General features: G+C 44.8%; 20 protein-coding genes, 3 pseudogenes and 1 other annotated feature. Of the genes and pseudogenes, 10 read left to right on the top strand and 13 right to left on the bottom strand.

From position 1 onward, the window contains the following. Positions 1-163: 163 nt before the first annotated feature. A pseudogene (leuS, locus tag RE628_RS08095) lies at positions 164-2,601 on the bottom strand (leucine--tRNA ligase). A gap of 70 nt (positions 2,602-2,671) precedes the next feature. After that, positions 2,672-2,938, bottom strand: a binding site (T-box leader). Positions 2,939-3,647: 709 nt separating this feature from the next. Here leuS and RE628_RS08090 point away from each other — a divergent pair. Next, complete coding sequence (locus RE628_RS08090; protein ID WP_309158289.1) at positions 3,648-4,610, top strand: transcriptional regulator; 963 nt, start codon at positions 3,648-3,650, stop codon at positions 4,608-4,610. A 239-nt stretch (positions 4,611-4,849) separates the two neighbouring features. On the opposite strand, the gene RE628_RS08085 is transcribed toward RE628_RS08090, so the two are convergent. Continuing rightward, positions 4,850-5,434 carry a TetR/AcrR family transcriptional regulator gene (locus RE628_RS08085; protein ID WP_309158288.1) on the bottom strand — a complete coding sequence of 195 codons (585 nt, stop codon included), beginning with the start codon at positions 5,432-5,434 and terminating at the stop codon, positions 4,850-4,852. A gap of 263 nt (positions 5,435-5,697) precedes the next feature. Here RE628_RS08085 and RE628_RS08080 point away from each other — a divergent pair. After that, positions 5,698-6,854, top strand: a pseudogene (locus tag RE628_RS08080) (MFS transporter). 68 nt (positions 6,855-6,922) lie between these two features. Here the strand turns inward: RE628_RS08080 and RE628_RS08075 are convergent. Together RE628_RS08075 and RE628_RS08070 are read right to left on the bottom strand one after the other, a co-directional pair. Then, positions 6,923-8,596: a hypothetical protein gene (locus RE628_RS08075; protein WP_309158287.1), complete on the bottom strand. Its 1,674-nt coding sequence runs from the start codon at positions 8,594-8,596 to the stop codon at positions 6,923-6,925. Then, positions 8,597-8,851, bottom strand: a complete 255-nt coding sequence (locus tag RE628_RS08070) for a hypothetical protein (RefSeq protein ID WP_309158286.1) — start codon at positions 8,849-8,851, stop codon at positions 8,597-8,599. A gap of 208 nt (positions 8,852-9,059) precedes the next feature. Between RE628_RS08070 and RE628_RS08065 the strand changes: the two genes are divergently transcribed. Further along, positions 9,060-9,887 (top strand): helix-turn-helix domain-containing protein, encoded by an 828-nt coding sequence (locus tag RE628_RS08065; protein ID WP_309158285.1) that lies wholly within the window; start codon positions 9,060-9,062, stop codon positions 9,885-9,887. 361 nt (positions 9,888-10,248) lie between these two features. On the opposite strand, the pseudogene RE628_RS08060 reads toward RE628_RS08065, so the two are convergent. Then, positions 10,249-11,389, bottom strand: a pseudogene (locus tag RE628_RS08060) (amidohydrolase). 242 nt (positions 11,390-11,631) lie between these two features. Here RE628_RS08060 and RE628_RS08055 point away from each other — a divergent pair. The 3 genes from RE628_RS08055 to RE628_RS08045 all read left to right on the top strand — a co-directional run bounded on the left by RE628_RS08055 (position 11,632) and on the right by RE628_RS08045 (position 14,711). Then, positions 11,632-12,798, top strand: coding sequence for a Gfo/Idh/MocA family protein (locus RE628_RS08055; protein ID WP_309158284.1), 1,167 nt, complete (start codon positions 11,632-11,634; stop codon positions 12,796-12,798). A 62-nt stretch (positions 12,799-12,860) separates the two neighbouring features. After that, positions 12,861-13,598, top strand: a complete 738-nt coding sequence (locus tag RE628_RS08050) for a ThuA domain-containing protein (RefSeq protein ID WP_309158283.1) — start codon at positions 12,861-12,863, stop codon at positions 13,596-13,598. Positions 13,599-13,613: 15 nt separating this feature from the next. Continuing rightward, positions 13,614-14,711, top strand: a complete 1,098-nt coding sequence (locus tag RE628_RS08045) for a Gfo/Idh/MocA family protein (RefSeq protein WP_309158282.1) — start codon at positions 13,614-13,616, stop codon at positions 14,709-14,711. Positions 14,712-14,812: 101 nt separating this feature from the next. Here RE628_RS08045 and RE628_RS08040 read toward each other — a convergent pair whose 3' ends face one another. Next, complete coding sequence (locus RE628_RS08040; RefSeq protein WP_309158281.1) at positions 14,813-15,478, bottom strand: bifunctional 2-keto-4-hydroxyglutarate aldolase/2-keto-3-deoxy-6-phosphogluconate aldolase; 666 nt, start codon at positions 15,476-15,478, stop codon at positions 14,813-14,815. Positions 15,479-15,814: 336 nt separating this feature from the next. Between RE628_RS08040 and RE628_RS08035 the strand changes: the two genes are divergently transcribed. Next, positions 15,815-16,717 carry an ArsR/SmtB family transcription factor gene (locus tag RE628_RS08035; protein ID WP_309158280.1) on the top strand — a complete coding sequence of 301 codons (903 nt, stop codon included), beginning with the start codon at positions 15,815-15,817 and terminating at the stop codon, positions 16,715-16,717. A gap of 56 nt (positions 16,718-16,773) precedes the next feature. Here RE628_RS08035 and RE628_RS08030 read toward each other — a convergent pair whose 3' ends face one another. Together RE628_RS08030 and RE628_RS08025 are read right to left on the bottom strand one after the other, a co-directional pair. Next, on the bottom strand, positions 16,774-17,037 hold the full coding sequence (locus RE628_RS08030) for a DUF6171 family protein (protein ID WP_309158279.1): 264 nt from the start codon (positions 17,035-17,037) through the stop codon (positions 16,774-16,776). Positions 17,038-17,052: 15 nt separating this feature from the next. Continuing rightward, positions 17,053-18,549: an alpha-N-arabinofuranosidase gene (locus tag RE628_RS08025; RefSeq protein WP_309158278.1), complete on the bottom strand. Its 1,497-nt coding sequence runs from the start codon at positions 18,547-18,549 to the stop codon at positions 17,053-17,055. 245 nt (positions 18,550-18,794) lie between these two features. Here RE628_RS08025 and kduI point away from each other — a divergent pair, with 245 nt between their 5' ends. The 3 genes from kduI to kduD are packed head-to-tail and all read left to right on the top strand — an operon-like array spanning position 18,795 to position 21,214. Beyond that, positions 18,795-19,628, top strand: a complete 834-nt coding sequence (gene kduI / locus RE628_RS08020; RefSeq protein WP_309158277.1) for a 5-dehydro-4-deoxy-D-glucuronate isomerase — start codon at positions 18,795-18,797, stop codon at positions 19,626-19,628. A 34-nt stretch (positions 19,629-19,662) separates the two neighbouring features. Then, entirely contained in the window at positions 19,663-20,445 is a 783-nt protein-coding gene (locus RE628_RS08015; RefSeq protein WP_309158276.1) for a DeoR/GlpR family DNA-binding transcription regulator, read from the top strand. A 16-nt stretch (positions 20,446-20,461) separates the two neighbouring features. Next, positions 20,462-21,214: a 2-dehydro-3-deoxy-D-gluconate 5-dehydrogenase KduD gene (kduD, locus tag RE628_RS08010; RefSeq protein WP_309158275.1), complete on the top strand. Its 753-nt coding sequence runs from the start codon at positions 20,462-20,464 to the stop codon at positions 21,212-21,214. Positions 21,215-21,276: 62 nt separating this feature from the next. Here kduD and RE628_RS08005 read toward each other — a convergent pair whose 3' ends face one another. From RE628_RS08005 to nadE, 5 genes are all read right to left on the bottom strand, one after another. Then, a complete protein-coding gene (locus RE628_RS08005) occupies positions 21,277-22,098 on the bottom strand; it encodes an alpha/beta hydrolase (RefSeq protein ID WP_309158274.1) in 822 nt (273 codons plus the stop codon). Positions 22,099-22,246: 148 nt separating this feature from the next. Continuing rightward, entirely contained in the window at positions 22,247-22,612 is a 366-nt protein-coding gene (locus tag RE628_RS29550) for a carbohydrate-binding protein (protein WP_375143056.1), read from the bottom strand. Then, on the bottom strand, positions 22,588-22,902 hold the full coding sequence (locus tag RE628_RS29545) for a hypothetical protein (RefSeq protein ID WP_375143055.1): 315 nt from the start codon (positions 22,900-22,902) through the stop codon (positions 22,588-22,590). Before RE628_RS29545 ends, RE628_RS29550 begins: the two co-directional genes overlap by 25 nt. Then, a complete protein-coding gene (locus RE628_RS07995; protein WP_375143054.1) occupies positions 22,878-25,427 on the bottom strand; it encodes a glycosyl hydrolase family 18 protein in 2,550 nt (849 codons plus the stop codon). Before RE628_RS07995 ends, RE628_RS29545 begins: the two co-directional genes overlap by 25 nt. 391 nt (positions 25,428-25,818) lie before the next feature. Then, positions 25,819-26,637: an NAD(+) synthase gene (nadE, locus tag RE628_RS07990; protein ID WP_309158273.1), complete on the bottom strand. Its 819-nt coding sequence runs from the start codon at positions 26,635-26,637 to the stop codon at positions 25,819-25,821. Positions 26,638-26,652 lie beyond the last annotated feature (15 nt).

The raw sequence follows: 26,652 nt of genomic DNA, 5'->3' as shown, positions 1-26,652 counted from the left end.
CCAGAAGACCCGGCTGAATTCAAGATTCGATGCCGAATTTACTTCTTGAATCACTTCGTGATCAAAAGCGGACTTTTTGAACTACCTCTAAAGTGTATAAAAAGAGGGAAGACCGCCGGGTTCGGCCGGCCTTCCCAGTCCTTTATCTGTCTGCAGTATTGAATTATCCGACTACGATATTGACAAGCTTGCCGGAACGGCAATCACTTTACGGATCGTTTTGCCTTCAACAGCCTGCTTAACATTAGGCAGGTTCATGCTGTGTTCTTGCATAGCTGCTTGGTCAAGGTCTTTGGAAATCTTCGTGCGTTCCACGATTTTTCCGTTCACTTGAATAACGATCTCTACTTCAGCATCTACAGTCCAAGCTTCATCATATGTTGGCCATGATACATAGCTGATGCCATCGGAATGGCCAAGACGCTCCCACAATTCCTCTGCAATATGCGGTGCCAGCGGAGACAGCATTTGTACAAAATTCTCTGCTGCTTCCTGAGGTATGCTATCCGCTTTATAAGCTTCGTTAACAAAGATCATCAACTGGCTGATCGCCGTATTGAAGCGCATACCCTCCAAATCCTCTGTTACCTTCTTCACCGTCTTATGCCAAGTACGCTTGAATTCGTCGCTGCCTTCGCCGCCGATCTTGGCGTTCAGGCTTCCATCCTCAGTAACGAACAGACGCCAGATCCTGCACAAGAACCGGTGAGCTCCTTCAACCCCATTCTCGCTCCATGGTTTGGTTATTTCGAGTGGTCCCATGAACATTTCATACATACGGAGTGTATCCGCTCCATAATTGTTCACGATGTCATCTGGATTAATGACGTTGCCACGGGATTTACTCATCTTCTCATTGTTTGTCCCCAGAATCATCCCTTGGTTAACCAACTTTTGGAATGGTTCTTTCGTTGACACAACGCCAAGATCATACAGCACCTTATGCCAGAAACGTGCATATAGCAAATGAAGTACCGCATGCTCTACACCACCGATATACAGGTCAACCGGAAGCCATTCCTTCTGCTTCTCTTGGGAGCAAAGTTCCTTATTATTATGCGGATCGATATAGCGCAGGTAGTACCAGGAGCTTCCCGCCCATTGCGGCATCGTATTTGTCTCGCGACGAGCTTTAAGTCCTGTCTCAGGATCTACCGTATTTACCCATTCCGTAACATTCGCCAGCGGAGATTCCCCTGTACCGGACGGCTTGATATGTTCGACTTCCGGGAGAACAAGCGGCAGTTGGTCCTCAGGAACCGGCTTCATCGTTCCATCTTCGAGATGAAGAATCGGAATCGGCTCGCCCCAATAACGCTGACGGCTGAACAACCAGTCGCGCAGACGGTAAGTGATTTTCCCTTGGCCTTTGTCGTTCTCTTCAAGCCAGGAGATCATCTTCTTAATTCCTGCTTCTTTGTCCATACCATCCAGGAATCCGGAATTGACATGAGGACCGTCTCCTGTATAGGCTTCCTTGGACACGTCGCCACCGGACAGCACTTCAATGATAGGAAGATCGAATTGCTTGGCAAATTCGTAGTCGCGTTCGTCATGACCAGGTACAGCCATAATAGCCCCTGTACCATAACCAGCAAGTACATAGTCAGCAATCCAGATCGGCAGCTTCGCACCGTTAACCGGGTTGATCGCATAAGCACCTGTGAATACACCTGTCTTCTCTTTTGCCAAATCTGTACGCTCCAGATCACTCTTATGAGCAGCCTGTTCTTGATAACCCGCTACCGCATCACGTTGTGCGTCAGTCGTGATCTTGGCTACCAGTTCATGTTCAGGAGCAAGCACAGCGTAAGTGGAGCCGAACAATGTATCCGGACGAGTCGTAAATACGACCAGCTTATCCTCATGTCCATCGATATCAAACACGACTTCCGCACCTTCGGATTTGCCGATCCAGTTACGCTGCATATCCTTAATACTCTCGGACCAGTCAAGCTCCTCGAGATCTTCCAATAAGCGTTCCGCATACTCGGTAATCTTCAGCACCCATTGACGCATCGGCTTACGGATAACCGGATGGCCGCCGCGCTCACTCTTACCGTCAATGACTTCTTCATTGGCAAGTACAGTGCCGAGTGCTGGACACCAGTTCACCGGAATCTCTGCTACATAAGCAAGTCCTCTCTTGTAGAGCTGGATAAAGATCCATTGTGTCCATTTATAGTATTCCGGATCGGTCGTGCTAATTTCACGTTCCCAATCATAGGAGAAACCAAGCGATTTAATCTGACGCCGGAAGTTGTTTACATTCTTGACCGTAAAGTCACGAGGATGCTTCCCTGTATCCATCGCGTACTGCTCAGCTGGTAGACCAAAGGCGTCCCAGCCCATTGGATGGAGCACGTTATAGCCGCGCATCCGCTTGTAGCGAGATACGATATCCGTCGCTGTGTAGCCTTCAGGATGGCCTACATGAAGCCCCGCGCCCGAAGGATAAGGGAACATATCTAGTGCATAAAACTTGGGTTTTCCCGCGTCTTCGCGAGTCTTGAAAGTGTGATTTTCTTCCCAATACGCTTGCCATTTCGGCTCAATCGACTGGGCTTGGTAAACGTCATGAGGTACGTTCTTGTCCGCCATGATTCTCGAATCCTCCTCAAAAATATCTCCTGAAATGTAAAAAAAACCTCTTCATCCATAGCGTTTAATCGCTAGGGACGAGAGGAAATTTCCCGTGGTACCACCCTAGTTAGCTTCGGACATGCTTTGTCCTTCACTCACTTTGTACCCAATAACGCGGGTAAGACGATGATGTTAATGGGCTTCGCCTTGTTGTTATCGGCGATATAGCTGAATCCAAACCCTTTGCATCATGACTCAGAGGTGAGTTCATTTGTTGCTCCAACCGACTTCCACCAGCCGTCGGCTCTCTGTATGGCGCAGAAACCAAATTAATAATCCTCATCAAAGTCGCAAATATCCAATGAATCACCCTATATTATATAGAAAGATTCTTTTTAACGCAACATACCTGTCTATATTTCGAGATGATATCCTTATACACGTTTTTTGGACTAGAGTAAGCTTCATATCCTGCCATCTCGATTTTCTTTACTATAATATATAAGACTACTGTACATTAGTGATCACTTCCTCCATTCCGTTATTTGGGTTCCTCATCCTTCTATCCTATTCCTGTATTTTATTGACCAACATTCAAAAAATGGATACTATAGAAATATTAGAGATCCGACGGTGGGGGTGGCTAGTTTGAACCATACAACCACGATAAGTACAGCACTGAACGATTTTATGAATCAAGAAGGATTAAATCTACGAAGATTTGCAGAGAAAATTGATATGAATGTAGGATCCCTTAGTTACATTCTCAATGGAAATAGAACCTTGAGTTTTGATCAGCTAGACCAAATCACATCAGTTATGGGATTACCAAAAGGCTCTTTATATGATCAATACTATGATGAAGTTATAGCTGGGTCTTCCCCTAACTGGCGTAAAATCAAGCCCTTCTTATACGGTTGCGCTGAGGTTGGCAAATTAGATACCTTTCTTAAAGCAGTTCATCAATTACTAGACAACCTGATATATTCCCCACACCTGTTTGAAGTAGCCGAAGATTTCAATAATAATGGAAAAAAGAAGCAGCTATTATCTTATATGAAAATGTGGCACTCAGTGAGAAAAACCAACATTCTGAACGATTGGCTCTTTGTCAATATCGTTTATTTATGTGCAAACTTGATAATAACCAAGAGAGAAATTATCAAAGGGCTATTCAGTTTGAACTTTTCGTTGATCGTTTAGATGAATATGACCAACTTGATGCATTGAAGGATCTGGCGAATACATATCGAGCATTACTCCGGTGGAATAAAGTAGAGGAAATTGTCGAGAAACTTAAGCAAAAAGCTGAATTTCAGTATAAAAAAATCTTAAATAATGATATGGTTCATAAACTTTCTCGTCCACCTTTTACTTATATCGCTTACTCCTATTTACTCCTAGGAAGTGTTCATAAACACAATGGGGACTATGAAAAAGCCATACAGTATATTCAGATGTATGCAGATTTAGACTGGGTAAAGGATAAGGATGAAGATACACTAACATGGAAGGAAAACTTTGAAAAATGGGCCAAAATGAACGTATTGGTGACTAAATTATCCGCAGGTGATCCAAGCGTACTAGCAGATTATGTAGCTTATATTGAATCAAATAAAGAAGAAGTACTGTTGTCTCTAATAAACATCATTGAATTCGCTAATCGCTACCATTTTAACATCGATGATATTCTTCAGCGTTTTGAGGTTTCCTCATTGATAACAAACCCTAAGTATTCCAACAGATTATATTCTCAACAGATGATAGAAGAACTTCAAGCTCGTTTTAATTATGAATTGGCCCATTATTATCTAAATAAGGGTCAAAACGGGGTAGGATTCTGGCATCTTATAAAAAGTTTGGAAAAATCAGTATCCATTAATGAGAAACATTGTATAATAAAATGTATAGGCTTATTTGAAAGTTTCAGAGAGATATCTGATTCTGGAACTAAACTAGCCTATAAAAAATTCATATCAGAGGTGTATACAAATGAAAAGAAAATTGGCAGCACTCCTGTTGGCTAGCTTCTCAGTAATTGTTACTTCTTCTTCAATCATAACTATGTTATCTGACTATCATGGATGGTTGTAGGTAGTATTAACTAGTTTCAAATATAAGACAAAGACCAGTTCTATGAACTGGTCTTTGTCTATTAATGAATGATTTCTTTGCTTCAGTATTCCCGTTCTACCGCCTCTGTCTCTAATATCCATATTCGGCTGTTCTTTATAGTTTTGCAGACTTACATTAAAAGTAGTCTAACTTAATCGGCTAGCAGCAAAAGTATCCCCGACACCACATTATCCGCAAAAGACCGTTCCGGACGGGACTTCATCATTACGGTCAGTCCGATCAACGAGACTATCAATGTCTGTGCCAGAGCCTTTGCGTTCAGACGGGGTTTAAGTTCACCTGATTGTATTCCCCGTTCAATGGCATCCTGAAAAATAACCGTCAGGTACATCTGGTGCTCCCTCGTAAGAATTTCAAATTTCTCGTCATGAGGCGCAAGCTCCACCATCGTATTTAGACAAAAACAACCACGGTTGAACTCCCCCATATATTCCTGCTCCACCATTCCTTCAAAAAAGGCGCGAAACGCTTCTCTAATAGAAGAACTGTTATGGAACTGATTTCTAATATTAGAGGCATGAATCTGTGTATATTTACGCAGCGCGGCTTCAAACAGCTGCTTTTTATCCCCAAATGCCGCATATATACTAGGACGTTGTATTCCCATCCTAGATGTTAGATCACTTAAAGAAGTGGCTTCAAATCCCTTCTCCCAAAAAATCTGCATCGCCGCATCCAAAGCTTGAACCTCATCGAACTCACGAAGCCTGGCCATTTCATTACCTCCAACCCTTTTTATATCGATCGGTATAAATAATTTTATTCTGTAATAGTTATAATGTCAAATATATCTTGACAACAATTAATACCACAATATATATTTACGTATAAATTATATACCGATTGGTATTAAATTATTTCTGCGAGGTGTTAATCATGCAAAACATTGGCTCAGATTCTTCTGTTATCGATAGCGACCAAAGCAGCATAGACATAACACAAAAAGTAACTACTACTGCTAATACTGCCCCAACCTTAATGACGCGACGTATAGCAATATTATTCGCCATCGCTTGTGGGCTAGCCGTATCAAATGTTTATTACGCTCAACCGCTACTGGACTCTCTAGCATATGAATTTGGTATCTCTCATTCTTCCCTTGGAATTGTCATCACTGTGACTCAAGTTTGTTATGCATTGGGGCTATTTCTGCTCGTTCCACTTGGCGACTTGTTGAATCAACGGCGATTGATTATCGTTATGATGCTTATATCGATTGCCGCTCTAATCGTCATTGGAACCGCCCCTGCCTTACCAGTGCTTTTCATTGGCTTAGCTATTATGGGGCTGCTTGCCGTTGTAACCCAAGTGTTGGTATCATTCGCTTCAACTCTAGCAGCCCCGTCCGAGCGAGGGAGTATAGTCGGTTTTGTAACAAGCGGAGTGGTCATTGGAATCCTGTTAGCAAGAACCGTTGCGGGAACATTAACTGACCTTGCTGGGTGGCGTTCAGTCTATCTTACCTCTGCAGCATTGATGCTTATTATTGTTGGCGCTATATATCGAGTAATGCCACAGCATTATAAAGTGGAAAAAAACATACTCTCCTATCCGCAGTTACTTCATTCGGTACTAAAACTATTCGTGGAAGAACGTATCCTACGGAATCGCGCCATTCTTGCTATGCTAATCTTTACAGCTTTTAGTACATTGTGGACTTCTTTAGTACTGCCGCTTAGTTCACCCCCATATTCTCTTTCACATACAGCTATTGGTGCCTTTGGTCTCGCTGGCGTAGCGGGAGCATTGGCTGCGGCCCGAGCGGGACAGTTCACCGATCGTGGATGGGGCAGAAGACCACGGGCACCGCCTTATTCTTGCTAATGGTATCCTGGCTGCCTATTCACTATCTTAGACATTCACTGATCTTTTTGATTATTGGTGTTGTCCTTCTTGACGCAGCCGTGCAGGCCGTACATGTCACGAACCAGAGCTTGATCTTCAATGTGCGCCCCGAGGCTAGAAGCCGGCTGACCGCAGCCTACATGATTTTCTATTCCATCGGAAGCGCCACCGGATCGATTGCTTCAACCAAACTTTACGCCTATGCAGGCTGGAATGCCGTCTGCTTGTTCGGCGCCGCTATTAGCACAATAGCCCTTATCTTCTGGGCATTAACCCGCCGTTTGTCATAAATACAACATGAAAAAGCAAGGCCTTTGGTTAGGCCTTGCTTTCACTCGTCTACATAGTAAATGTGCCATTAATCAGGAATTTCTGAATCCATAAGCTGTACTCTATATTTACCTGGCTTCATAACATGAAGTTTTAATAATTGGCTAGAAGTAAAATAATAAAATTGACTTTTATTTTTCTTTGATGGATTTCCTAATAAAATCATACTTTGCTCAAGAATCTCCTGGCTGAACTCACCCAAATCCATATAGGAAATTGTATCTGTATAATATTCAGCAGATAGTACTAAATTTTTGTCCAGATACCACTTCACAACTTTTGAATTAACTTCAAATGACTCGTCTGGTTCACCCAGTTTTTCAATGGCTTCATTTATTTTCATACCATAGGTAATTCCGTGAATATAATATGTATCGCCTTGTTTTGTAATCTGTAACGGATTATCCACTTCAAGTGTTTCGAATTTTTTTTGAATTTCTTTCTGATCTTTATCAGGGATGAATTTCCCGTTAATCAAATCTGATGCTGCTTGAATAACAACAGAAAAAGCCTGCTTCTCATCATAATCGTTGCTTAAATTACTAAGTCCTTTTATTGATGGAATGTAGTATTTTTCGTAATATTCGGGATACTTGCTACTTACGAATACTAAATCCTCAGTCTCAATATCAAACTCATATATATCATCCCAGATAACTATTTGGGCATTATCTAGTTTTGAAGTGATTATTTCTTTCGAAACTAATATTTCTTCGGTGCCATCATTATCTATGTCTATTAAACGTGGTCTTGAAATGTCTCGGATTACTTTTTCTTTTAGAGCGCCATTACTATAGTATCTAATTGTAAAATCCCCATCCTTATTGTTCCCTTCATATATCTCAAAGGAAGTATCAATCACTCCATCTTTTACTGACTCCAATGCGACTGAGTTTTCATTAATCTCAATTGGTCGTTGATTATCCACTGTTGAAAACTTGAACCTATCCGCTAATGCCCAAAGTGAACATCCAGTTACTAATAACAAAAAAGTAATATAAAAAACAATTTTATATCTTTTTTTATTTTTTTGTTTTTCGATATCTTGTTGTAGTCTTAATCCTTCTTGAATTTGTTTCTTTTCCTCTGCTTTTTGCTCTAAAAACTTATTAAAGTTATGTATAATAGTATCTTCATTACTATACTCGGTTAGTACATAGTCCTGGAATCTACCGCATCTTTTACATTCGAAATGATTTAATAGATTTAATCTTCCACAAACACATACCCATTTATCATCAATTTCCCTAGATAAATTTCTTGCTTCTTTCCCGTCCCGAGTTTGAATAAACTCTAAAAGTTGTTTATTTTTAATCTGACTTAGTTCAACTCTTTCAGATTCTGAAGTTCCCTTGGACCATAATGAATTATCTTCATACAAAATTTTTAGAATATCGACCTCGATCTTCCGAGTATTACTAAGATTCGTTAAACTTATCTTTTTATCAGTAGTTTGTTTTTCTAAAAACTTTAATCCATCCTTAAATTCTATTTTACACACGAATCCATTCTTCTCTTCACTAATAAGATCACCAAATTGATCATAACTGTAAATCATTAATTTTAGCCCCTTAACAACTTTATGAGATAAATTATTAAAGGCTAATTCACAGTATATCTGTCCATTAGTCTTACTTTCATACAATTTATAATCAATCATTTCTACTGGACAAAAGAGATTAACTAACATTTTATCCCTCATTCAATTTAATAATTCCAGATCATCTTGATCCGGATCTTTGCTTAAATTCAAATTGATCTTATGTAATTGTTCTATAATTTCAGCAAGAGCAATAAAGAACATTCCTGATAAAAAACCCGAAACCCAATAAATAATTGTTAATAGAAAAGTTTCACTATCTTCTCCCATTACTAAACCTGAAATTAAACCAATTACTATAATTGAAACTCCAACCCAAAGAAGGACATTAGCAATTTTATTTTTCTTACTAAACATATGAATCGCCACCTTCGAAATTATATTATCCTATCATTTTCCATTCTAACCTTATCTTTAATTAAGGGTAAAGTAAAAATTATACCCTGCTTCTCCTAATCAAAATAGAGCAGTTCAATCTCAATCCATTAGACAAAAATTGCCCAACTCGATATGATGAATTAAAGCCAACATACTACAGAATAAACGAAAGATAACGGAGATATATATGAAATCGGTCTACCAAAATTGGAACATGGATGCCGAGCTTCCGCTCGAAATCCATCGGATTAGCAATCTATCCTTTTATCCACACTTTCATAATGAGCTGGAAATCGTCTATGTGGAGAGAGGCAATATTATCGTCGGGGTAAATGAAGAGAAACGTCTTCTTCAGGCCGGGAACATGGTCATTTGCTGCAGCAATGATATTCACTACTATGAGAGTAAGAACCTGGAGTCTGAGGTATTCATGCTGATCTTCAAGCCGGAGCTGATTGGAGCGACCAAAACCTGGCCTGTTGACTTTAGCTTCGAGTCTCCGTATATCGATTCAACTCAGCCAGAATTCTCACGAATTGGTGATTTACTACGTCTAATTCTTCAGGAGAAAGACATCGCCCGGACTGGCTACCCTATGTACATCAAGAGCTATCTGCTCGAACTGTTCGGAACCTTGTGCAGATATCTCCCTACTGTTCCCTTTGACCGAGGCTCCAGCCAGAGGATTGAGAGTAAGCGGGCCAAAATTCATCGGATTATTTCTTTTATCGAGGCGAATTATGCGATGGACTTGTCCGTGGAGATGATGTCAGAGCGGTTTGAGATGAATCCTTCCCACTTCTGTCGTTCCTTTAAAAAAGCGATCGGTATGAATTTCAAGACTTATCTCAATACGATCCGGGTGCTTATGGCAGAGCATCAGCTTGTAAATACGGATTCTAGCATCACGGATATCGCTCTGGAATGTGGCTTTGGTAGCATCCGTACCTTCAATCGAGTGTACAAAGAGCTGAAAGGATGCTCTCCTTCGGACACGCGCAGCGATTTTCAATAGAAGAGTGTATGTTGGATAAGGAGGTAAATCTTCATGTCTGTCATGGATAAGCTCAGCTACACAAAACGGTCCCGTATCAAGTCCATTAGAAAATGGCTTATTGCCGTTCTTGTATTCTGGGGAATGTTCAAAATTTTGTTTTATCTACTAATTAAAATTTTTGATTTTATAAATATACCTAGGCCTTACGACATCATCCAATTGATTGCTATAGGTCTCGTAATTCTATTATCTCTCATCCTCACCAGTCTGCTTGTCAATGAGCGTAACAGTTACAACGATCTAAAAAAATAATGCAAATAGGGCCGCCCCAGTCATCTGTCGGTGACAATTGGGACAGCCCTAAAATTCCCCTAGTAACTTACTCTAACCCGTAATATCCGCACACCACTTCGCCCACTGCCTTGGCAGCGACAAGTAAGGATCTTCATCGATATCGAATTTCGGGTGGTGGTTGAAATAGATTTCATCTGTATTTTTAGGCATGCAGCCAATATAGAAGAAGCAGCCCGGATTTTCTCCAAATAGTAAGCGAAATCCTCCGAGCCGGACATCATAGGTGCCTCTGCAACTACAGACAGATAATCACCCTTTCCTTTATCCAGATACTTGACTACATTCGCAGTAATCTCAGGATCATTATAGACAGGAGGTAGATCCGCTGTATATGTAAGCTCAACAGTTACACCGAACATGCTCTCGATCCCATTCACGATCCGGTGAATTTCTTGGCCAATCAGTTGCTGCGACTCCTTGGTCATATAACGAGCATCGCCTTCAAGCGTAACCGAATCCTTGATGACATTAAAGCTCCCTTTTCCGTCAAAAGAGCCAATCGTCACCACCCCGGTATCGAACGGATTCAATCGGCGGCTCACAATCGTCTGGGCAGCAATTACGAAATGGCTAGCAGCAACAATAGCGTCGTTCGCCACATGCGGGGATGATCCATGGCCACCTCTACCTTGAATAATCAGTTTGAAATAGCTTCTTCCCGCCATTGAATAACCGCTGCGATAGTTAACTACGCCCGCCGGCGCGGTCGGAAAGAGATGAATGCCGAAGATTTGATCTACATCATCCAGTAGGCCTGATTCAACAATCCCCTTTGCACCTCCAGGAGGAGTCTCTTCCGCATGCTGGTGAACGATTTTAATAGTACCCGGGATTTCTTCCTTCAATTGAATCAGACAATCCGCAAGCACCATTAAGTAGGCAGTATGTCCGTCATGACCACAGGCATGCATCACACCCAGATTTTTGGAGGCAAACGGTAGACCTGTCTCCTCTGTAATCGGCAATGCGTCAAAATCGGCACGGAGTGCGATCGTCTTGCCAGGCTTGCCACCGTGAATCGTCACGATCAGACCGTGGCCACCCCCCACTTCTCGCAGAATCTCCACATCTTTACCTTGATAGAAATCAGCGATATATTGTGAAGTTGCTTCTTCATGGAAAGATAGCTCGGGATGGGCATGCAAATGCCTCCGGATCTCAACCATTTCTTCACTCCGAGCATGCTTAACAATTGATCATGGATATATAATTTCTCCTAAGTTGAATTAATAGTTTATTTACTTCACTTCTAATTTTACACTTCATCATTAATTGGTGCATCTCTTCATAAATTTCGCGCAAGCGCATTTTTTGACTACATTACTGCATAAACTGGCGAGTCCTAAGCAGCTCCTATTTTCTATAATGTTCTTATGCAGCATCTATTATTGACTCATGGAGGGATGATATGAACCAGCTTCGTGTCGGAATGATCGGCTACAAATTTATGGGCAAGGCCCATAGTAATGCCTACCGTGCTCTGCCTATGTTCTTTCCGGAGGCGCTCAAGCCGGAAATGGCCGTGCTTTGCGGTAGAAATGAACAAGCGGTCACGGAAGCGGCTTCCCGATTAGGTTGGTCGGAGATTACGACCGATTGGAAGCAGCTCATCGCCCGGGATGACATTGATTTAATTGATATTAATGCACCAAGCAATGCTCATAAAGAGATTGCCCTTGCCGCTGCGAAGGCTGGAAAACATATTTTCTGCGAGAAACCGTTAGCGCTTTCATTGGTAGACTCCAGAGAGATGCTCCGAGCGGCAGAAGAAGCTGGTATCGCCCACATGATCGGCTTCAATTACCGCTTCTCTCCTGCTGTTCAGCTCGCCAAGAAGCTAGTGGAGAGCGGCAGATTGGGTAAAATCTATCATTTCCGGGCCTGGTTCCTGCAGGATTGGGTCATGGACCCTGATTTCCCGCTGGTATGGAGACTGCAGAAGGACATTGCCGGCTCAGGTTCGCTTGGTGATCTGGGCGCTCACTTAATCGATTTATCACATTATCTTGTCGGAGATATCAATGAAGTCATCGGAATGAGCGAGACCTTTATTAAGGAGCGTCCGCTTGCCGAAGAAATGACCGGGCTTAGTGCTACAGGTAGTGCCGATCCAAATGCACCTAGAGGCCAAGTGACAGTAGACGATGCTACCCTCTTCATGGCCAGATTTGCTAACGGTGCACTGGGCAGCTTCGAGGCAACGCGATTTGCCGCAGGCCATCGTTCTACCAATTCTTTTGAGATCAACGGCAGTCTGGGCAGCGTCAAATTCGATTTTGAACGCATGAATGAGCTGGAAGTCTATTTCACGTCGGACGATGTGGATGTACAAGGCGTAAGGCGTGTTCTCGCTACCGATCCGGCCCATGCCTATTCAGAAGCTTGGTGGCCACCAGGCCACACGATTGGCTTCGAGCATACGTTCATTCACGAAATGCTAGAGCTTACGAATGCGATCCGCGAAGGCAGACAACCAGCTCCAAATTTCCAGGACGGTGTAAAATGCCAGGCTGTACTCGAGGCTGTTGAGCGCTCGATCGAGCAGCGGCGCTGGGTAGAAATCGCTGAAATGTAAGAAAAACAGACTTTCAGCACCAAGAAGGTTTTTTATACAACCTCTATAAGGAGATAGATGATATGAAAAAGGCATTAATCGTTTGGGGCGGCTGGGATGGACATAAACCGGAACAGGTTGCAACGATCTGTAAGAACATACTGTTAGATCATCAATTTGAGGTCGAGGTTGCAGATACGCTCGATGCTTATGCTGACGCTCAGAAATTGCTCGGACTTGATCTAATCGTACCTATATGGACGATGGATGAAATCTCCCAAGAGCTCGTTAACAATGTATCGGCAGCGGTTCAAGCCGGAACCGGACTGGCTGGATGCCATGGCGGTATGTGCGATTCCTTTCGCAATAATGTGGATTGGCAATTTATGACCGGTGGGCAATGGGTTGCCCATCCAGGCAACGATGGTGTGGAATACAAGGTAGAGATTAAATCCTCCTCTAGCCCACTCGTCGAAGGTATATCCGATTTTATGGTAAGTACGGAGCAATATTATTTACATGTTGATCCCGCCGTAGAAGTACTGGCTACGACTCGTTTCCCTGTAGTCGACGGTCCACATCGCCTGAACAAAGCGGTGGATATGCCTGTCGTATGGACGAAGCGCTGGGGCCTGGGAAGGGTATATTATAACTCCCTTGGACACCATGCCGACATCGTCGACCTCCCTCCGGTCAAGGAACTGATGACCCGCGGATTGCTCTGGGCCGCTGAAGGCAAACAGCAATTACTGAGGGATGGAGTAGTCTTAAGTGGCAATGCATACACGGGCATGGGTGACAATCAGTACAACAACGCATAAGAAGGGGACATTCATATGAACAGCGTGAAAGTTGGCATTATTGGATGCGGTAAAATCAGCGACATATACATGGAGAATTGCGCCAAGTTCGACATACTTGAGCTTAGCGCCTGTGCTGACCTCGATTTGGATAGAGCCAAGACACAAGCTGAAAAATATTTCATTCCCCATGTCTGTACTACCGAGGAACTACTAAGCGACCCGGATATTTCAATTATTATAAATCTGACCATTCCAGCGGTTCATGCGGAAATATGCCTTCGAGCACTTGAAGCAGGCAAGCACGTATATGTAGAGAAGCCGCTGGCAGTTACACGTGAAGAAGGACAGCGGATATTACAGGTCGCAGCGGAGAAGGGACTACTCGTAGGCAGTGCGCCGGAAACTTTCCTTGGCGCAGGTATTCAGACGGCGCTGAAGCTGATCGAAGACGGAACGATTGGGCGTCCAGTATCGGCAACAGCCTTCATGATGAGCCGAGGACATGAGCACTGGCATCCCGACCCTGAATTCTACTATGCTCATGGCGGAGGCCCAATGTTTGATATGGGACCCTATTACTTAACAGCTCTGGTTCAATTGCTCGGCCCGATCTCTAGCATTGCTGGAATTACCGGGATGGCTCTTCAGGAACGGACGATCTCAAGCGAGAAGAAGCAAGGTAAGAAGATTCCCGTAGAAATACCAACCCATGTTGCTGGCACCCTTGAATTCCATAGCGGAGCGATTGCAACGATGATCATGAGCTTTGATATCTTCGGCGGCAGCAGTCTACCACCAATAGAAATTCACGGGACGGCCGGGACCATGCTCGTTCCCGATCCGAACACATTCGGCGGTCCGGTCAAGTATCGCAAGCTTGGGGAGGCCGAGTGGACTGATGTACCGCTACTACCAGGATATAGCGAGAATACTCGCGGGATAGGCGTTGCCGACATGGCCTACTCCTTGCAATCCGGTCGACCGCACCGTGCTAATGGAGAGATGGCTTACCATGTGCTTGAAGCGATGTGGGGCTTCCATGATTCATCGGACTCGGGTCGGTATTATCAAATGCAGAGCAGTTGCTCACGCCCGGCGCCGTTACCGCTGGAACTTCAACCTACACTTTAAATTATCGTAATATACACGTTGCTAGTCCGAAAAAAAAGAGCGAGACTCTCGGCCAAAAATGGCCTTGAGACTCGCTCTTTCGTATTAATCTAACTTCTTAATTAAAGGCCCTTCGCCTTGCGGTAAGCATCTACATAAGCTGCAGCCTTCTTGCGGATCAATGAGAAGTCGTTGTTCTTCACGGCTTCGTTCGTCAGGTCGGAGCCGATTCCTACAGCTACAGCACCGGCTTTGATCCACTCGCCCAGATTATCCAACGATACTCCACCGGTTGGCATAATATTGGCCTGCGGCAACGGACCTTTGATCGCTTTGATTACAGATGGCTCGTACAGGTTGCCCGGGAACAACTTCACGATATCAGCTCCAAGCTCGAGCGCCTCGTTAATCTCCTTAACAGTCATCGTTCCTGGCATTACCGGAACACGGTATCTGTTGCACAATGTAACCGTCTCAGGGCTCAGGAACGGTGATACTACGAATTCCGCGCCACTAAGAATTGCCGCACGTGCTGTCTCGGCATCCAATACCGTCCCTACACCGATAATCGCATAAGTGGATTCATCCGTTGAATTCGATCTATATTTGCGGGACAATTCCTCAATCGCTTTCAATGCAAAAGGAACCGTCATCGTAATCTCAATCACTTTAATTCCGCCAGCGATGGCTTCCTCGGCCATAGCGACTACTTCTTCTGCTGTCTCGCCACGAAGTACGGCAACGACACCTTCCTGAACAATCTTCTGAATAAGCTGAATTTTCTTCATAATCGTTTCTCCTCACCCTCATGTATCTGTTGTGTAATTTTGATAGATGCCTAAAGGAAAAAACATATCTCTCTCAAAAAACAAACTTTTCGATAATGAGTTTCTCCTTCTCGGCAGTTACTTTCGAACCCAAAACGGGGTTCATTTACGTTCATAAATCCACAATACTCCATTTCGGGCCTTATATCCATAGTTATTTCTGGCTTACGAAACTACGAGTCGTTATTTGGGAGAAATTCCGGCTTCGCCAGGTCTTCACCACATTGAAAAATACGAACATAACAAATATAATCATTTATAATTAACATATATATTAATCAAATCTGGAGGCTTGACATGAAACTGGATCTTACTGAACGATCATTGCCTGTTTATGAAGCTCTATCCAGCTCCGTTCGTCTGAAGATGTTGACTCTGCTGGCCGAGAAGCCGATGAATATCAAGGAACTCGCAGAGGCACTGAATTTAAGCAGCGCGATTATGACGATGCATGTCCGCAAGCTGGAGAATGCTAAACTTATCAGTAGTCATATGGCCCCAGGACGAAGCGGTCTGCAGAAAATATGCACCCTGTCCGCAGACGGGATCGAGATTATTTTCCCAAATAAAGAGCAGTCCGAACGCAAAAGCTACCGTGCGGAAATTCCGGTGGGTCATTATTCAGACTTTCAAATCGAGCCGACCTGTGGCCTTGCTACGACCGAGCATATGATCGGCGGCTTCGATGACCCCCGTTTCTTCTGGGATCATGAACGGATGAATGCTGGCATCCTATGGTTCGGAAAAGGTTATGTTGAATATAAAATCCCTAATTTTCTGTTGGCAAGCCAGAACCCTGAAGAACTGGTCATCTCGATGGAACTCGCTTCAGAGGCTCCTGAGACGAACAATGATTGGCCTTCGGATATTACATTTACCCTGAATGGGGTCAAGCTTGGCTCTTGGACAAGCCCCGGAGATTTCGGAGATAAGCGCGGAAAATATACACCGAACTGGTGGGCTAATCATATCAACCAGTATGGCCTGCTCAAGCAGCTTCGCGTTACAGGAAAAGGTACTTTTATCGATAGCCTACAGATTTCAGAAATCACCTTAAATGATGTGAATATTCGCGGAAAGCAATGGACCTTCAGGCTCTCTGTAGAAGAAGATGCCCATCATATTGGCGGCCTTACGCTATTTGGCAAAGGCTTCGGTAATTATAACGAGCATCTCATATCAGAACTTTATTATACGTAAGCGCGGCGCCACCTACACTGCATAAAGTGATGACGTTTCTTGGGTTATTACAGTAGTTACCACAGTGCGCCGCCCAGCAATGGACAGCTCTTCTGCTTCAGCTTGGCGGCAACTGGAATAATGCAACCGCAGACGGTACAGTTTATCCCATCCTGCAGCTTAATGCAGCTACTACAAATTCGTAGCCGCTCATTATATACCTCATCGTCTACACATTGATCGGAGGTGAACATCGGAGAGGCCAACATATGCCGAATGCTCTCCTCTGTCACCTTATACTCTTCCCGGCAGCCTTTGCATTCGTTATTTCCCGTCTTCATCCTGTGCCTATACTCCTAGCTCTTGATCTCCAGCACCGTCACCGACATAGGCGGTAATTGAACGGTCAGCCTACTGCCCTCTAGTACAAAAGCATAAAAAGGCTGTGGAACAACATGATCCGGCTGCTCAAACGTATTGTGTGCATCGATCTCGGTAGCAGCTAATATCGTACCAGATACGGCGAGTCCCTTGCTCCCCACATCTAGGCCGCGCAGATCAATAGTCAATACACTGTCATCCGCATGGTTCAGATTACACAGACTTATATGGATAGCACCTTCCTGATCCACGGATGCTGAAGCCGATACGGCGGGGATTTCCCGGCCATTATGACGATAAGCTTCACTCTCGTAAGTGAGTTCGATTCTCTCAGCATCTTGATGCACCTTGAACATATCAAACACATGATAGGTTGGCGTTAGGAGCATTTGCTCTCCTTCCGTTAGAATCAACGCTTGCAACACATTGACCATTTGCGCGATATTCGCCATTCTTACCCGATCATTATGCTGATGAAAAATATTAAAAGTGACACCGGCAACGAGCGCATCGCGAATGGAGTTCTGTTGATACAGGTAACCCGGCATCGATCCTGGCTCAGGATTGTACCAGGTTCCCCATTCATCCACGATCAGTCCGACACGCTTACTAGGATCATACTGATCCATAATCGCACTATGCCGGGTAATCAGTTCGTCCATATACAGTGCCTGTTCTAGTGTGGTGAACCATTCATCTGCATTAAAACCGGTAGCGTCTCCTTTATTCTCCCAATTCGGGCCAAGGATCGTATAGTAATGCAATGTGATCGAATCCATAAATAAAGATGCTTCGCGCATAAGTACTTCCATCCAGCCATAATCGTTACCATTAGGTCCACAGGCGATCCGATGGATCTTATTATCGTCGTAATTACGGACATAGGTCTGATACTGACGATATAAATCCGCATAATACTCCGGACGCATATTACCGCCGCAGCCCCAATTCTCGTTACCGACACCCCAATATTTCACCTTCCATGGCTCTGTCTGTCCGTTCACAGCGCGCATAGTAGACACCGGAGACTCTCCGCCGAACGTTAGATACTCTACCCATTCGGACATTTCTCGGACTGTCCCGCTGCCAACATTTCCATTAATATAAGCTTCACAGCCAAGCAACTCACACAACATCATAAATTCATGGGTCCCGAAATGATTATTCTCGACAGCTCCTCCCCATAACTTATTAATCATTTTCTTGCGTGTGTCTCTCGGACCAATCCCGTCCTCCCAATGATAATCATCGGCAAAGCAGCCACCAGGCCAACGCAAGACGGGTATCTTTATGCGCTGTAGCGCTTTCAAAACATCGTTTCTAATCCCATTGGTATTCGGAATTGGTGAATCCTCGCCCACCCAGATGCCTTCATAAATCCCTCTGCCTAAATGCTCGGAGAAATGTCCGTAAACCTCTTTATGGATAAGTCCTTTTCGCAAGTCTGCATTTAACACAGCACTAGAAGCCATTGTCTTTCTACCGCCTTTCCATTTAATTAATGAATATATTAATTAATAAATATATTCATTAATATTATAGTGAACCCCCTACAAATCCGTCAATGTAGTCCATTCTTATGTACATCGAATCTCAACAATTTTTTATATATTATTAAATAAACTTATAAACAAACCAAAATGAACTTGATAAATGAACGCAAATGGAGTAAATTGAACATTATAGAACTTATTATTTCGTAAAGGGGACTATTCACATGGAAAGACGTTATGCTTCTCACCCAAATGAGGTTAAGCAATTCGATACGGATCGCCTGCGCAAGGAATTCCATATTCCAACATTATTTACTCCTGACAAATTGGAACTGACTTTAACTCATGAAGACCGCATGATCATCGGCGGAGCACATCCGGTTAATCAAGCGGTTAAATTGGAAACTGATTTGAAAGAACTTGGTGTATCCTTCTTCCTCGAGCGCCGTGAGCTTGGCATCATCAATATCGGCGGAGCAGGAAGTGTTACTGTAGACGGAACCGTATACGAGTTGGATAATAAAGAGTGTTTGTTCGTAGGCGTGGGCAACAAAGAAGTTATTTTCAACAGCAAAGACGCTGCGAAGCCAGCTAAGTTCTATTTGAACTCTGCACCGGCTCATAAAGAATACCCTACAGCTAAAGCTACTCTTGCTGATGCAGAATCTGCTGAACTGGGTTCAATCACGAATTCAAATGAACGTAGAATCTATCGTTTCATTCATGAGAATGGAATTCAAAGCTCACAGCTGGTTATGGGTTTGACTATTCTAAAACCGGGCAATATGTGGAATACGATGCCAGCTCACGTACACCCTCGCCGGATGGAAGCTTATGTATACTTCGACCTTCCTGAGGATGCTGTAGTCGTTCACATGATGGGTGAGCCTACTGAGACTAGACATATCATGATGAGAAATGATGAAGCTGTCATTTCCCCTAGCTGGTCCGTGCATAGCGGTGTTGGCACAAGCAACTACGCCTTCATCTGGAGCATGGCTGGAGACAACAAAATCTACTCCGATATGGACCCAGTAGATATGAAAGAGTTAAAATAAAGGTTCAAATGTACGAAAAGAAATGAGGCTAGTTATGAACCCGATCCGACGCTATGAGAAGATTATGGAAGTTTTGTTGATGAATAAAGAGGTTACGGTAGCAGAATTGAGCGAGCGACTGCAGGTAACAGGGAAGACGATTCGTGAGGATCTGTCTAAGTTGGAGGAACAGGGACTGATTCGCCGCATCCATGGGGGAGCGATTCTTGCCCAGGACGATCAATTTGGTATTCTACCTTCCAAAGAACCGATTGCCAAAAATGCAGAAGCCAAGGTTGAGATTGCCCTTGAAGCGATCCGCCATATCGCCAAAAATGATATTATCGCCCTTGACGGTGGCAGCACGACACTTGAAATTGCCCGCCGTCTAGATAATCAGCCGCTTACGGTAGTTACCAATGATGTCTATATCATCAGTGAACTTGCGACTAAAGATCAGATCCTTCTCGTCGTTCCCGGAGGATATCGGGTTCGGAATATGCTCGCCGGGTCGGAGGCAAACTCTTACGTCCGGCAGCTCAATATTCAGAAAGCATTCATATCGACGACAGGCGTTCATCCAGAACATGGCCTATCCATATATACCTGTGATTTAATTGATTTCAAACGTGCTTTAATCGATACTGCCCGTGAGACGTATGTCGTCATCGATCATCATAAGTTCGGACAATCTGCTCTACGGACCTTCGCATCACTCGACGAGATCAGCGCGATCATTACAGACCGCGGACTTACAACAGAGAATGCCAAACCGTACAGAGATATGGGAATCCGAATTTTGACCAGCGGCTACGAGCACGGCGATTCTAATTCATAAAGGAGCGTTACATCTAATGAACTTATTCGATCTATCCGGCAAAACTGCACTCGTAACCGGCGCAGCCGGCGGACTGGGCCAAGGCATTGCACTAGGACTCGCAGAAGCAGGAGCAGACATTGTCTGTGCTTCCTACAGCACCAGCGAAGAGACTGTAAAGGCCGTTCAAGCATTAGGCCGGAAAGCCTCCGATATTACTGTTGATTTGAGCGATCATTCAATTTTGCAACAAACTTTCGACAAGGCTCTTGAACTGACCGGACATATAGATATTCTCGTGAACAATGCCGGGATTATTCGTCGTACTCCAGCCAAGGATCACAGCGAAAAGGACTGGTTTGACGTTATCGACATCAACCTCAGCACTGTATTCCTTCTATCACAAATCGTCGGCAGACACATGATTGAGAGAGGCAGCGGCAAAATGATTAACATTTGCTCCATGCTCTCCTACCAAGGTGGAATTAATGTGCCTGGGTACACAGCTTCCAAGCACGGCGTAGCTGGCTTGACGAAAGCATTTGCCAATGAGTGGGCAGCAAGTGGTTTGCAAATCAATGGCATCGCTCCTGGCTATATGGCTACCAACAATACGGCGCCAATCCTCGCGAACGAAGAGAGAACGGCTTCGATCACCGAGAGAATTCCTGCAGGACGTTGGGGAACTCCTGACGACGTGAAGGGTCCTGCCGTATTCCTGGCTTCCTCAGCCTCCAATTACCTGAACGGTCACGTTCTGTGTGTCGATGGCGGATGGATGGCAAGATAATCCTCCTGATAAATCAAAGAGCTGCCTGCAAGTCATCATGACTGCGGCAGCTCTTTTTTATTTTATATGAAGAGACGGTTTAACCATTGAATGCAAAGATCCATCCAGGTTGCCACATGAGGATCAATCTGACCTTCATCCGTAGCCGTAAGCTTAGTGGCCAACGATAATCCGTGCGGTCCTTCTGGATAGATATGCAGCTCAAACGGAATACCGTGTCTGCGCATCGCTTGAGCGAACAACAGACTGTTCTCCACTGGAACCGCCGTATCCTCGAAAGTATGCCAAATGAACGCCGGCGGCGTCTCCTCACTCACCTGCTCCTCCAGAGACATCTCAGTAAGCAGTGCCTCCTCTGGCTCCAAACCAAGCAGATTGTTAAAAGAGCCCCGATGCGCATGCTCCCTGCCCGAAATAACCGGATAGCTCAGAATTAACGCATTCGGCCGGTAAATGTCTGCGCCTTTGTCCTGTTCATCCTGAAGCAGCGGGTTATTCCAGTGGACTCCGAGGCTTGCTGCCAAATGGCCACCAGCAGAAAATCCACAGACCGCGATCTTATCGGCAATAATATTCCATTCTTCCGCATTCTCCCGAAGCATACGAATCGCCCTAGACACGTCCAACAATGGCTGCGGGTGCTTCCTTGGAGCCACGCTGTAATATAATACGAAGGCATGGAACCCTGCTGCATTGAACTCCAGTGCGATCGGTTCAGCTTCACGCTCAGAGGTGAACTCGTATCCGCCACCGGGACAGATTAGAACCGCTCCTCTTTTTTGCTCGCCCTTCAAGATATAGGTCTCCATCTTAGGTGTAAAACCGTCCTCTAGTTGGCCAGCATATGTATCCTGATCCCATACTTCAACGATTTTCTCGATCATCTTGTCCTCTCCCTCTAACCATATATCCTTCATTATACTGCAAAATCCTCACTTGGGAGCATAAAGGATAGAGTATTTTGACAGAGAACTTAATTGTTTACATAGGGAGAGGACGGGAGTTACCGCCGCCCCCTCCGTATGATCGGTATTAAGGCTGAACACTCCATAAAGCAGGCACATTCGCAGGTTCCCAACCTGCGAGCGATGTATGTGGTTGCAGACATTTATACACTTTTCCGTTATAGATAACCAAATCGTCTTTGGCATATGCCTTATTAGCTACCCATGCGTCAACTGTTGGCGTAGCAGCATTGGTTGTGACCGTCACTGCATTGCTGGGTGCTGACACGTTGCCCGCGGCATCTTTGGCTTTGACTGTAAAGGTATAGGCAGTATTGGCTGTTAGATTGTTAATGACGGCTGTAAGCGTTGTCCCGTTCACGGAAGCAGCAAGTGTGGAGCCATTATAGACATCATAACCTGTTACACCTACGTTATCTGTGGAAGCCCCCATACAAGCGTTACGCTCGTTTGAGTTTTTGCCGTGGAAGTCAGATTTGTAGGTGCTGTTGGAGGATCGGTATCCACTGGAGATGTTGCATCGGTCGTGACCGTCACTGCATTGCTGGCCGCAGAGACGTTACCCGCGGCATCTTTGGCTTTGACTGTAAAGGTATAGGCAGTATTGGCTGTTAGATTGTTAATGACGGCCGTAAGCGTCGTCCCGTTCACGGAAGCAGCAAGTGTGGAACCGTTATAGATATCATAGTTTGTTACACCTACGTTATCTGTGGAAGCCCCCATGCAAGCGATACGCTCGTTTGAGTTTTTGCTGTGAAAGCTAGATTTGTAGGTGCTGTTGGAGGAATCGTATCTGGTACAGTTGGTGTCGTCGTCACGACGTTGCTGGCAGCTGATACATTCCCTGCGGCGTCTTTCGCTTTCACGTAGAAGGATACGCTCCCTCCTGCAAGACCTGTTACGGTATAAGTTGTTGTTGTGGAGCTGCCAATCAAATTCGATCCTTGATAAATGTCATATCCTGTTACGCCGATGTTATCGGTAGACGCTGTCCATGTCAGAGTAGCGGACGCTCCTGTTTGTGCAGAAATAGTGAGATTTGTAGGTGCGCTTGGTGGTTGGGTATCTGAAGGTGGAGCGGATTGAAGCTGCCATAGTGTTGGAGCGCTTGGAGGCTCCCAGCCTTGAATGGAAGTATGAGCATACGTACATTTGTAGAGGTTGCCGTTATAAGTAACATAAGCTCCAACTGCATATGAGGTATTGGTCTGCCAAGCAGGGAAGACAGGATCGGTAGGGGTTGTGACATAGATGGAGTCACTAGGTGCGGAAGGATTACCAGACAGATCTCTGGCAATAACATAGAAGTTGTAAGTTGTTCCTGGCGATAGTCCAGTGATGGTTTCTGTTGTGTTTTCGGTAGATTTAACGAGTGTGCCGTTCTGATAGATATCGTAGCCAGCGATATCATCGTTGTCGGTTGAAGCCCCCCAGCTTAGTTTTACTGTCGTTTTTGTTTTGGCTGAGGCAGTGAGATTAGTCGGAGTGGTCGGAGGTTGATTATCGATGATTGGCGGTGCAGTGGTGACCGATAGGGCATTGCTGGCTGCAGAGGAGTTGCCCGCTGCATCTCTGGCTTTGACCGTAAAGATATACGTTGTGCTGCCTGTTAATCCTTTGATGAGTGCGGTTGTTGTTGCTCCGTCAACGGACAGAACCAGCGTACCATTTTTATAAATATCATAAGCCATGACTCCTACATTATCTGTAGAAGGGCCCCAGCTTAATGTGACTTTCTTATCGCCATGCCCTGCATCAACTAAATTCGTTGGAGCTGTTGGTGGCTGCGTATCCACCGGTGGCGTGGCTTGACTCAAGTCAGTAGCAACTTTATCGAGCAGCTTTGGTCCTGTACAATTGAATTTTGGACTTGTGCGACAATCGGAGCTGAATTCCCAGAACATGGCGCCGCCGAGGCTATTGTTCTTGATGTAGTCGGTTTTATAACCGATGGACTCCGTATCATCATAAGAGATAAAGATTTTTGTCGCTGGATTGTATAGGTAAGGAACTTTAGCAATGCTGTTGAAATAACGAGTATACCCGTTTTTATTCACATAATTAGCGGCGAGATCCCCGTAATCAAACACCCCCGTATTTCCGGAGTTGGAATCATCCCAAGTTCCGTTTGGAGCCCATTTGAACACAGAACCGTTATCTGCCTCGCAAGTCTGGTATTGACCGTCGTTATTCGGCCCTGGAGGACAGTTCTTCCAGCTGCGAGCCATGAACTCTAACCCAACAACGAGTTTATTCAAAGGTACGCCAGCATTTTTATAAGCTTGGATTGCACCGTCCACGAAGAAACCGTTGCTGTAGTATGGATCGCTAGGATCACCATAAAGACCGGTGTTATGGCTAGTCGTAGCTTCAAAAGAACCGCCATGGAAGTCATAAGTCATAATATTGATCCAATCGACGATTTGAGCAATTTTGCCCAGCTCTGTGTTATCAACGAATTCTTGACTAGCTCCGGAAGCAATGGTAAGCAGGTAGTGTTTGCCATCTTCAGCTCCTGCTGCATCCAATTGATTGCGTATCTCTTGCAACAACAGGGTATAGTTTTGTTTATCCTCGGGTCGATAGCTATTGCCTTTGATGGCTTCAACATTCGGATATTCCCAGTCGAGGTCAACCCCATCAAACCCGTAGGCTCGAAGTGCATCGACGGCAGATTTAGCGAAGTTCTTCCGAGTTTGATCAGATGCGGCGGTATCCGAGAAGCGATTGGACCACGTCCATCCTCCAACAGATAGAATGGTTTTCAATTGAGGGTTTTTGGCTTTCAAACTTCGTAAGGCTCCAAAGTTTCCGCAAGCCGCATCGGCCCAGCAACCGGTTGTTGGACCGCCAGGAGTCGGACGCAAGGCGTCGGCATCAGGATCACCAAGGACGATACTACCGTTTGGAACGCTACCGGATTGAAGTGGAATACCGGATACCGTACAAGGCCACGTTTGTTTGTTCGGGTTATCAATCGCTGTAGAACCATTACCATGTTTACCATCCCAACAAATATCAGCGAACGCATAGTTGATGTGTGTGATTTTGGAAACGTCGATATCCGTAACGTTATAGCTACGGCCGTATATCCCCCAGGATGGGAAATATCCAACGATTTTGTAGTTCCCATTAGGAGTGGCTGCGCTTGCCGTTTGTACACCAATCCCGGACACAAACGACCCGATGATCAGTAATAAGCAGACCCAGGCTAATCCAGCTTTTTTTAATACATTGCTGTAAACCATGAATTCTCCTCCTTTTTTGTTACAACAAGTAAACATATCTGCGCTCGTTGTTCTGAAGGCTGAGTAGACAAGCTTTCGTCCAGTGATACTACAAATCACAAATCAAGGCCTCACCTCCTTTCAAGTGGGAAGCAGTATATCATTAGGGAAATACAGAAAAATCTCGGGTTGGTGTCGATACTTACGTGTGGGGGTAATTAGAGTGAAATTCCAAACGGATACAACAGGGGGTATTAAACGTTTTCATATCGCAGAATTAAAATCGGGTAGTTACGAATGACCATGGCTAAGCTTCGATTTGATACGAAGTATTTATATGGCATAGGGGATAAATTATTACTTAAAAGACAAAAAATAGAGGAATCAGTTGATTCCCCTATTATTGCAAGATCTATTTCCACCATTCATCATAAGGAGCTACAGGCATCTGACGCTTATGCTCGCTCCGCAAATAACGTTCTTCGATGTTGGCCTCAGTCTCTGAGTCTACTGTCCCTCCGGTTAAATAAGTGTCCAGCGCTGTATAGGCAATACCCAGCTCCGTCTCATCCGATTGCTGCGGCTTGTCGTCTAGCAGGTCAGCGGTAGGGACTTTCAAATACAGACGCTCAGAAGCGTTCAATTCTTTGAGCAGCTCACGCCCCTGCTCCTTCGTAAGCCCAGCCAATGGTACAAGGTCTGCCCCACCATCGCCAAACTTCGTATAAAATCCGGTTACAGCCTCAGCTGCATGATCCGTACCGATCACAAGGCAGCCTGTCTCCCCGCCGATCGCATATTGCACCATCATCCGCATGCGCGCCTTGGCATTTCCTTTGTTGAAGTCAGACATTGGATGGCCGATAGACTGCTTGATCTGCTCTGCAAAAGCGACCACCGACTCCTGGATGTTGACAACCAAAGATTGGTCTGGCTTGATAAAAGCCAACGCCTCGACCGCATCCGCCTCATCCTGCTGTATTCCGTAGGGCAAACGGACCGCGTAGAATGTCGCTTCATAGCCTTCTGCCCGCAGCTCTTCGACCGCAAGCTGGGCTAACCGACCAGCCAGTGTAGAATCCTGGCCCCCGCTGATCCCGAGTACAAAGCCCTTGGCTCTCGTCTTACGGCAGTAAGCCTTCAGAAAATCAATCCGCTGTCTGATTTCCTCCTTGGGTTGAATAACCGGCTTTACATGCAGCGCTTTGATGACTTGTTGTTGTATGCTCATTTTACTGGTGACTCC

Origin of the sequence: Paenibacillus sp. D2_2, assembly GCF_031199965.1 — a bacterium.
GTDB lineage: Bacteria > Bacillota > Bacilli > Paenibacillales > Paenibacillaceae > Fontibacillus.
Note: the sequence above shows the minus strand (reverse complement) of the source record. Positions and strands in the feature narration are given on the sequence as shown.

Bases quoted from the DNA above. Each gene is read 5' to 3' on its own strand.
- RE628_RS08015 (WP_309158276.1), top strand. From the start codon at position 19,663: ATGAACCCGATCCGACGCTATGAGAAGATTATGGAAGTTTTGTTGATG.
- RE628_RS08070 (WP_309158286.1), bottom strand. From the start codon at position 8,851: ATGTTTAGTAAGAAAAATAAAATTGCTAATGTCCTTCTTTGGGTTGGA.
- RE628_RS08025 (WP_309158278.1), bottom strand. From the start codon at position 18,549: ATGGCTTCTAGTGCTGTGTTAAATGCAGACTTGCGAAAAGGACTTATC.
- RE628_RS08085 (WP_309158288.1), bottom strand. From the start codon at position 5,434: ATGGCCAGGCTTCGTGAGTTCGATGAGGTTCAAGCTTTGGATGCGGCG.
- RE628_RS29550 (WP_375143056.1), bottom strand. From the start codon at position 22,612: ATGGGGGCTTCCACAGATAACGTAGGTGTAACAGGTTATGATGTCTAT.
- RE628_RS08065 (WP_309158285.1), top strand. From the start codon at position 9,060: ATGAAATCGGTCTACCAAAATTGGAACATGGATGCCGAGCTTCCGCTC.
- RE628_RS08045 (WP_309158282.1), top strand. From the start codon at position 13,614: ATGAACAGCGTGAAAGTTGGCATTATTGGATGCGGTAAAATCAGCGAC.
- RE628_RS29545 (WP_375143055.1), bottom strand. From the start codon at position 22,902: ATGGGGGCTTCCACAGATAACGTAGGTGTAACAAACTATGATATCTAT.
- RE628_RS08055 (WP_309158284.1), top strand. From the start codon at position 11,632: ATGAACCAGCTTCGTGTCGGAATGATCGGCTACAAATTTATGGGCAAG.
- RE628_RS08040 (WP_309158281.1), bottom strand. From the start codon at position 15,478: ATGAAGAAAATTCAGCTTATTCAGAAGATTGTTCAGGAAGGTGTCGTT.
- RE628_RS08035 (WP_309158280.1), top strand. From the start codon at position 15,815: ATGAAACTGGATCTTACTGAACGATCATTGCCTGTTTATGAAGCTCTA.
- RE628_RS07995 (WP_375143054.1), bottom strand. From the start codon at position 25,427: ATGGTTTACAGCAATGTATTAAAAAAAGCTGGATTAGCCTGGGTCTGC.
- RE628_RS08075 (WP_309158287.1), bottom strand. From the start codon at position 8,596: ATGAGGGATAAAATGTTAGTTAATCTCTTTTGTCCAGTAGAAATGATT.
- kduI (WP_309158277.1), top strand. From the start codon at position 18,795: ATGGAAAGACGTTATGCTTCTCACCCAAATGAGGTTAAGCAATTCGAT.
- kduD (WP_309158275.1), top strand. From the start codon at position 20,462: ATGAACTTATTCGATCTATCCGGCAAAACTGCACTCGTAACCGGCGCA.
- RE628_RS08005 (WP_309158274.1), bottom strand. From the start codon at position 22,098: ATGATCGAGAAAATCGTTGAAGTATGGGATCAGGATACATATGCTGGC.
- RE628_RS08050 (WP_309158283.1), top strand. From the start codon at position 12,861: ATGAAAAAGGCATTAATCGTTTGGGGCGGCTGGGATGGACATAAACCG.
- RE628_RS08030 (WP_309158279.1), bottom strand. From the start codon at position 17,037: ATGAAGACGGGAAATAACGAATGCAAAGGCTGCCGGGAAGAGTATAAG.
- nadE (WP_309158273.1), bottom strand. From the start codon at position 26,637: ATGAGCATACAACAACAAGTCATCAAAGCGCTGCATGTAAAGCCGGTT.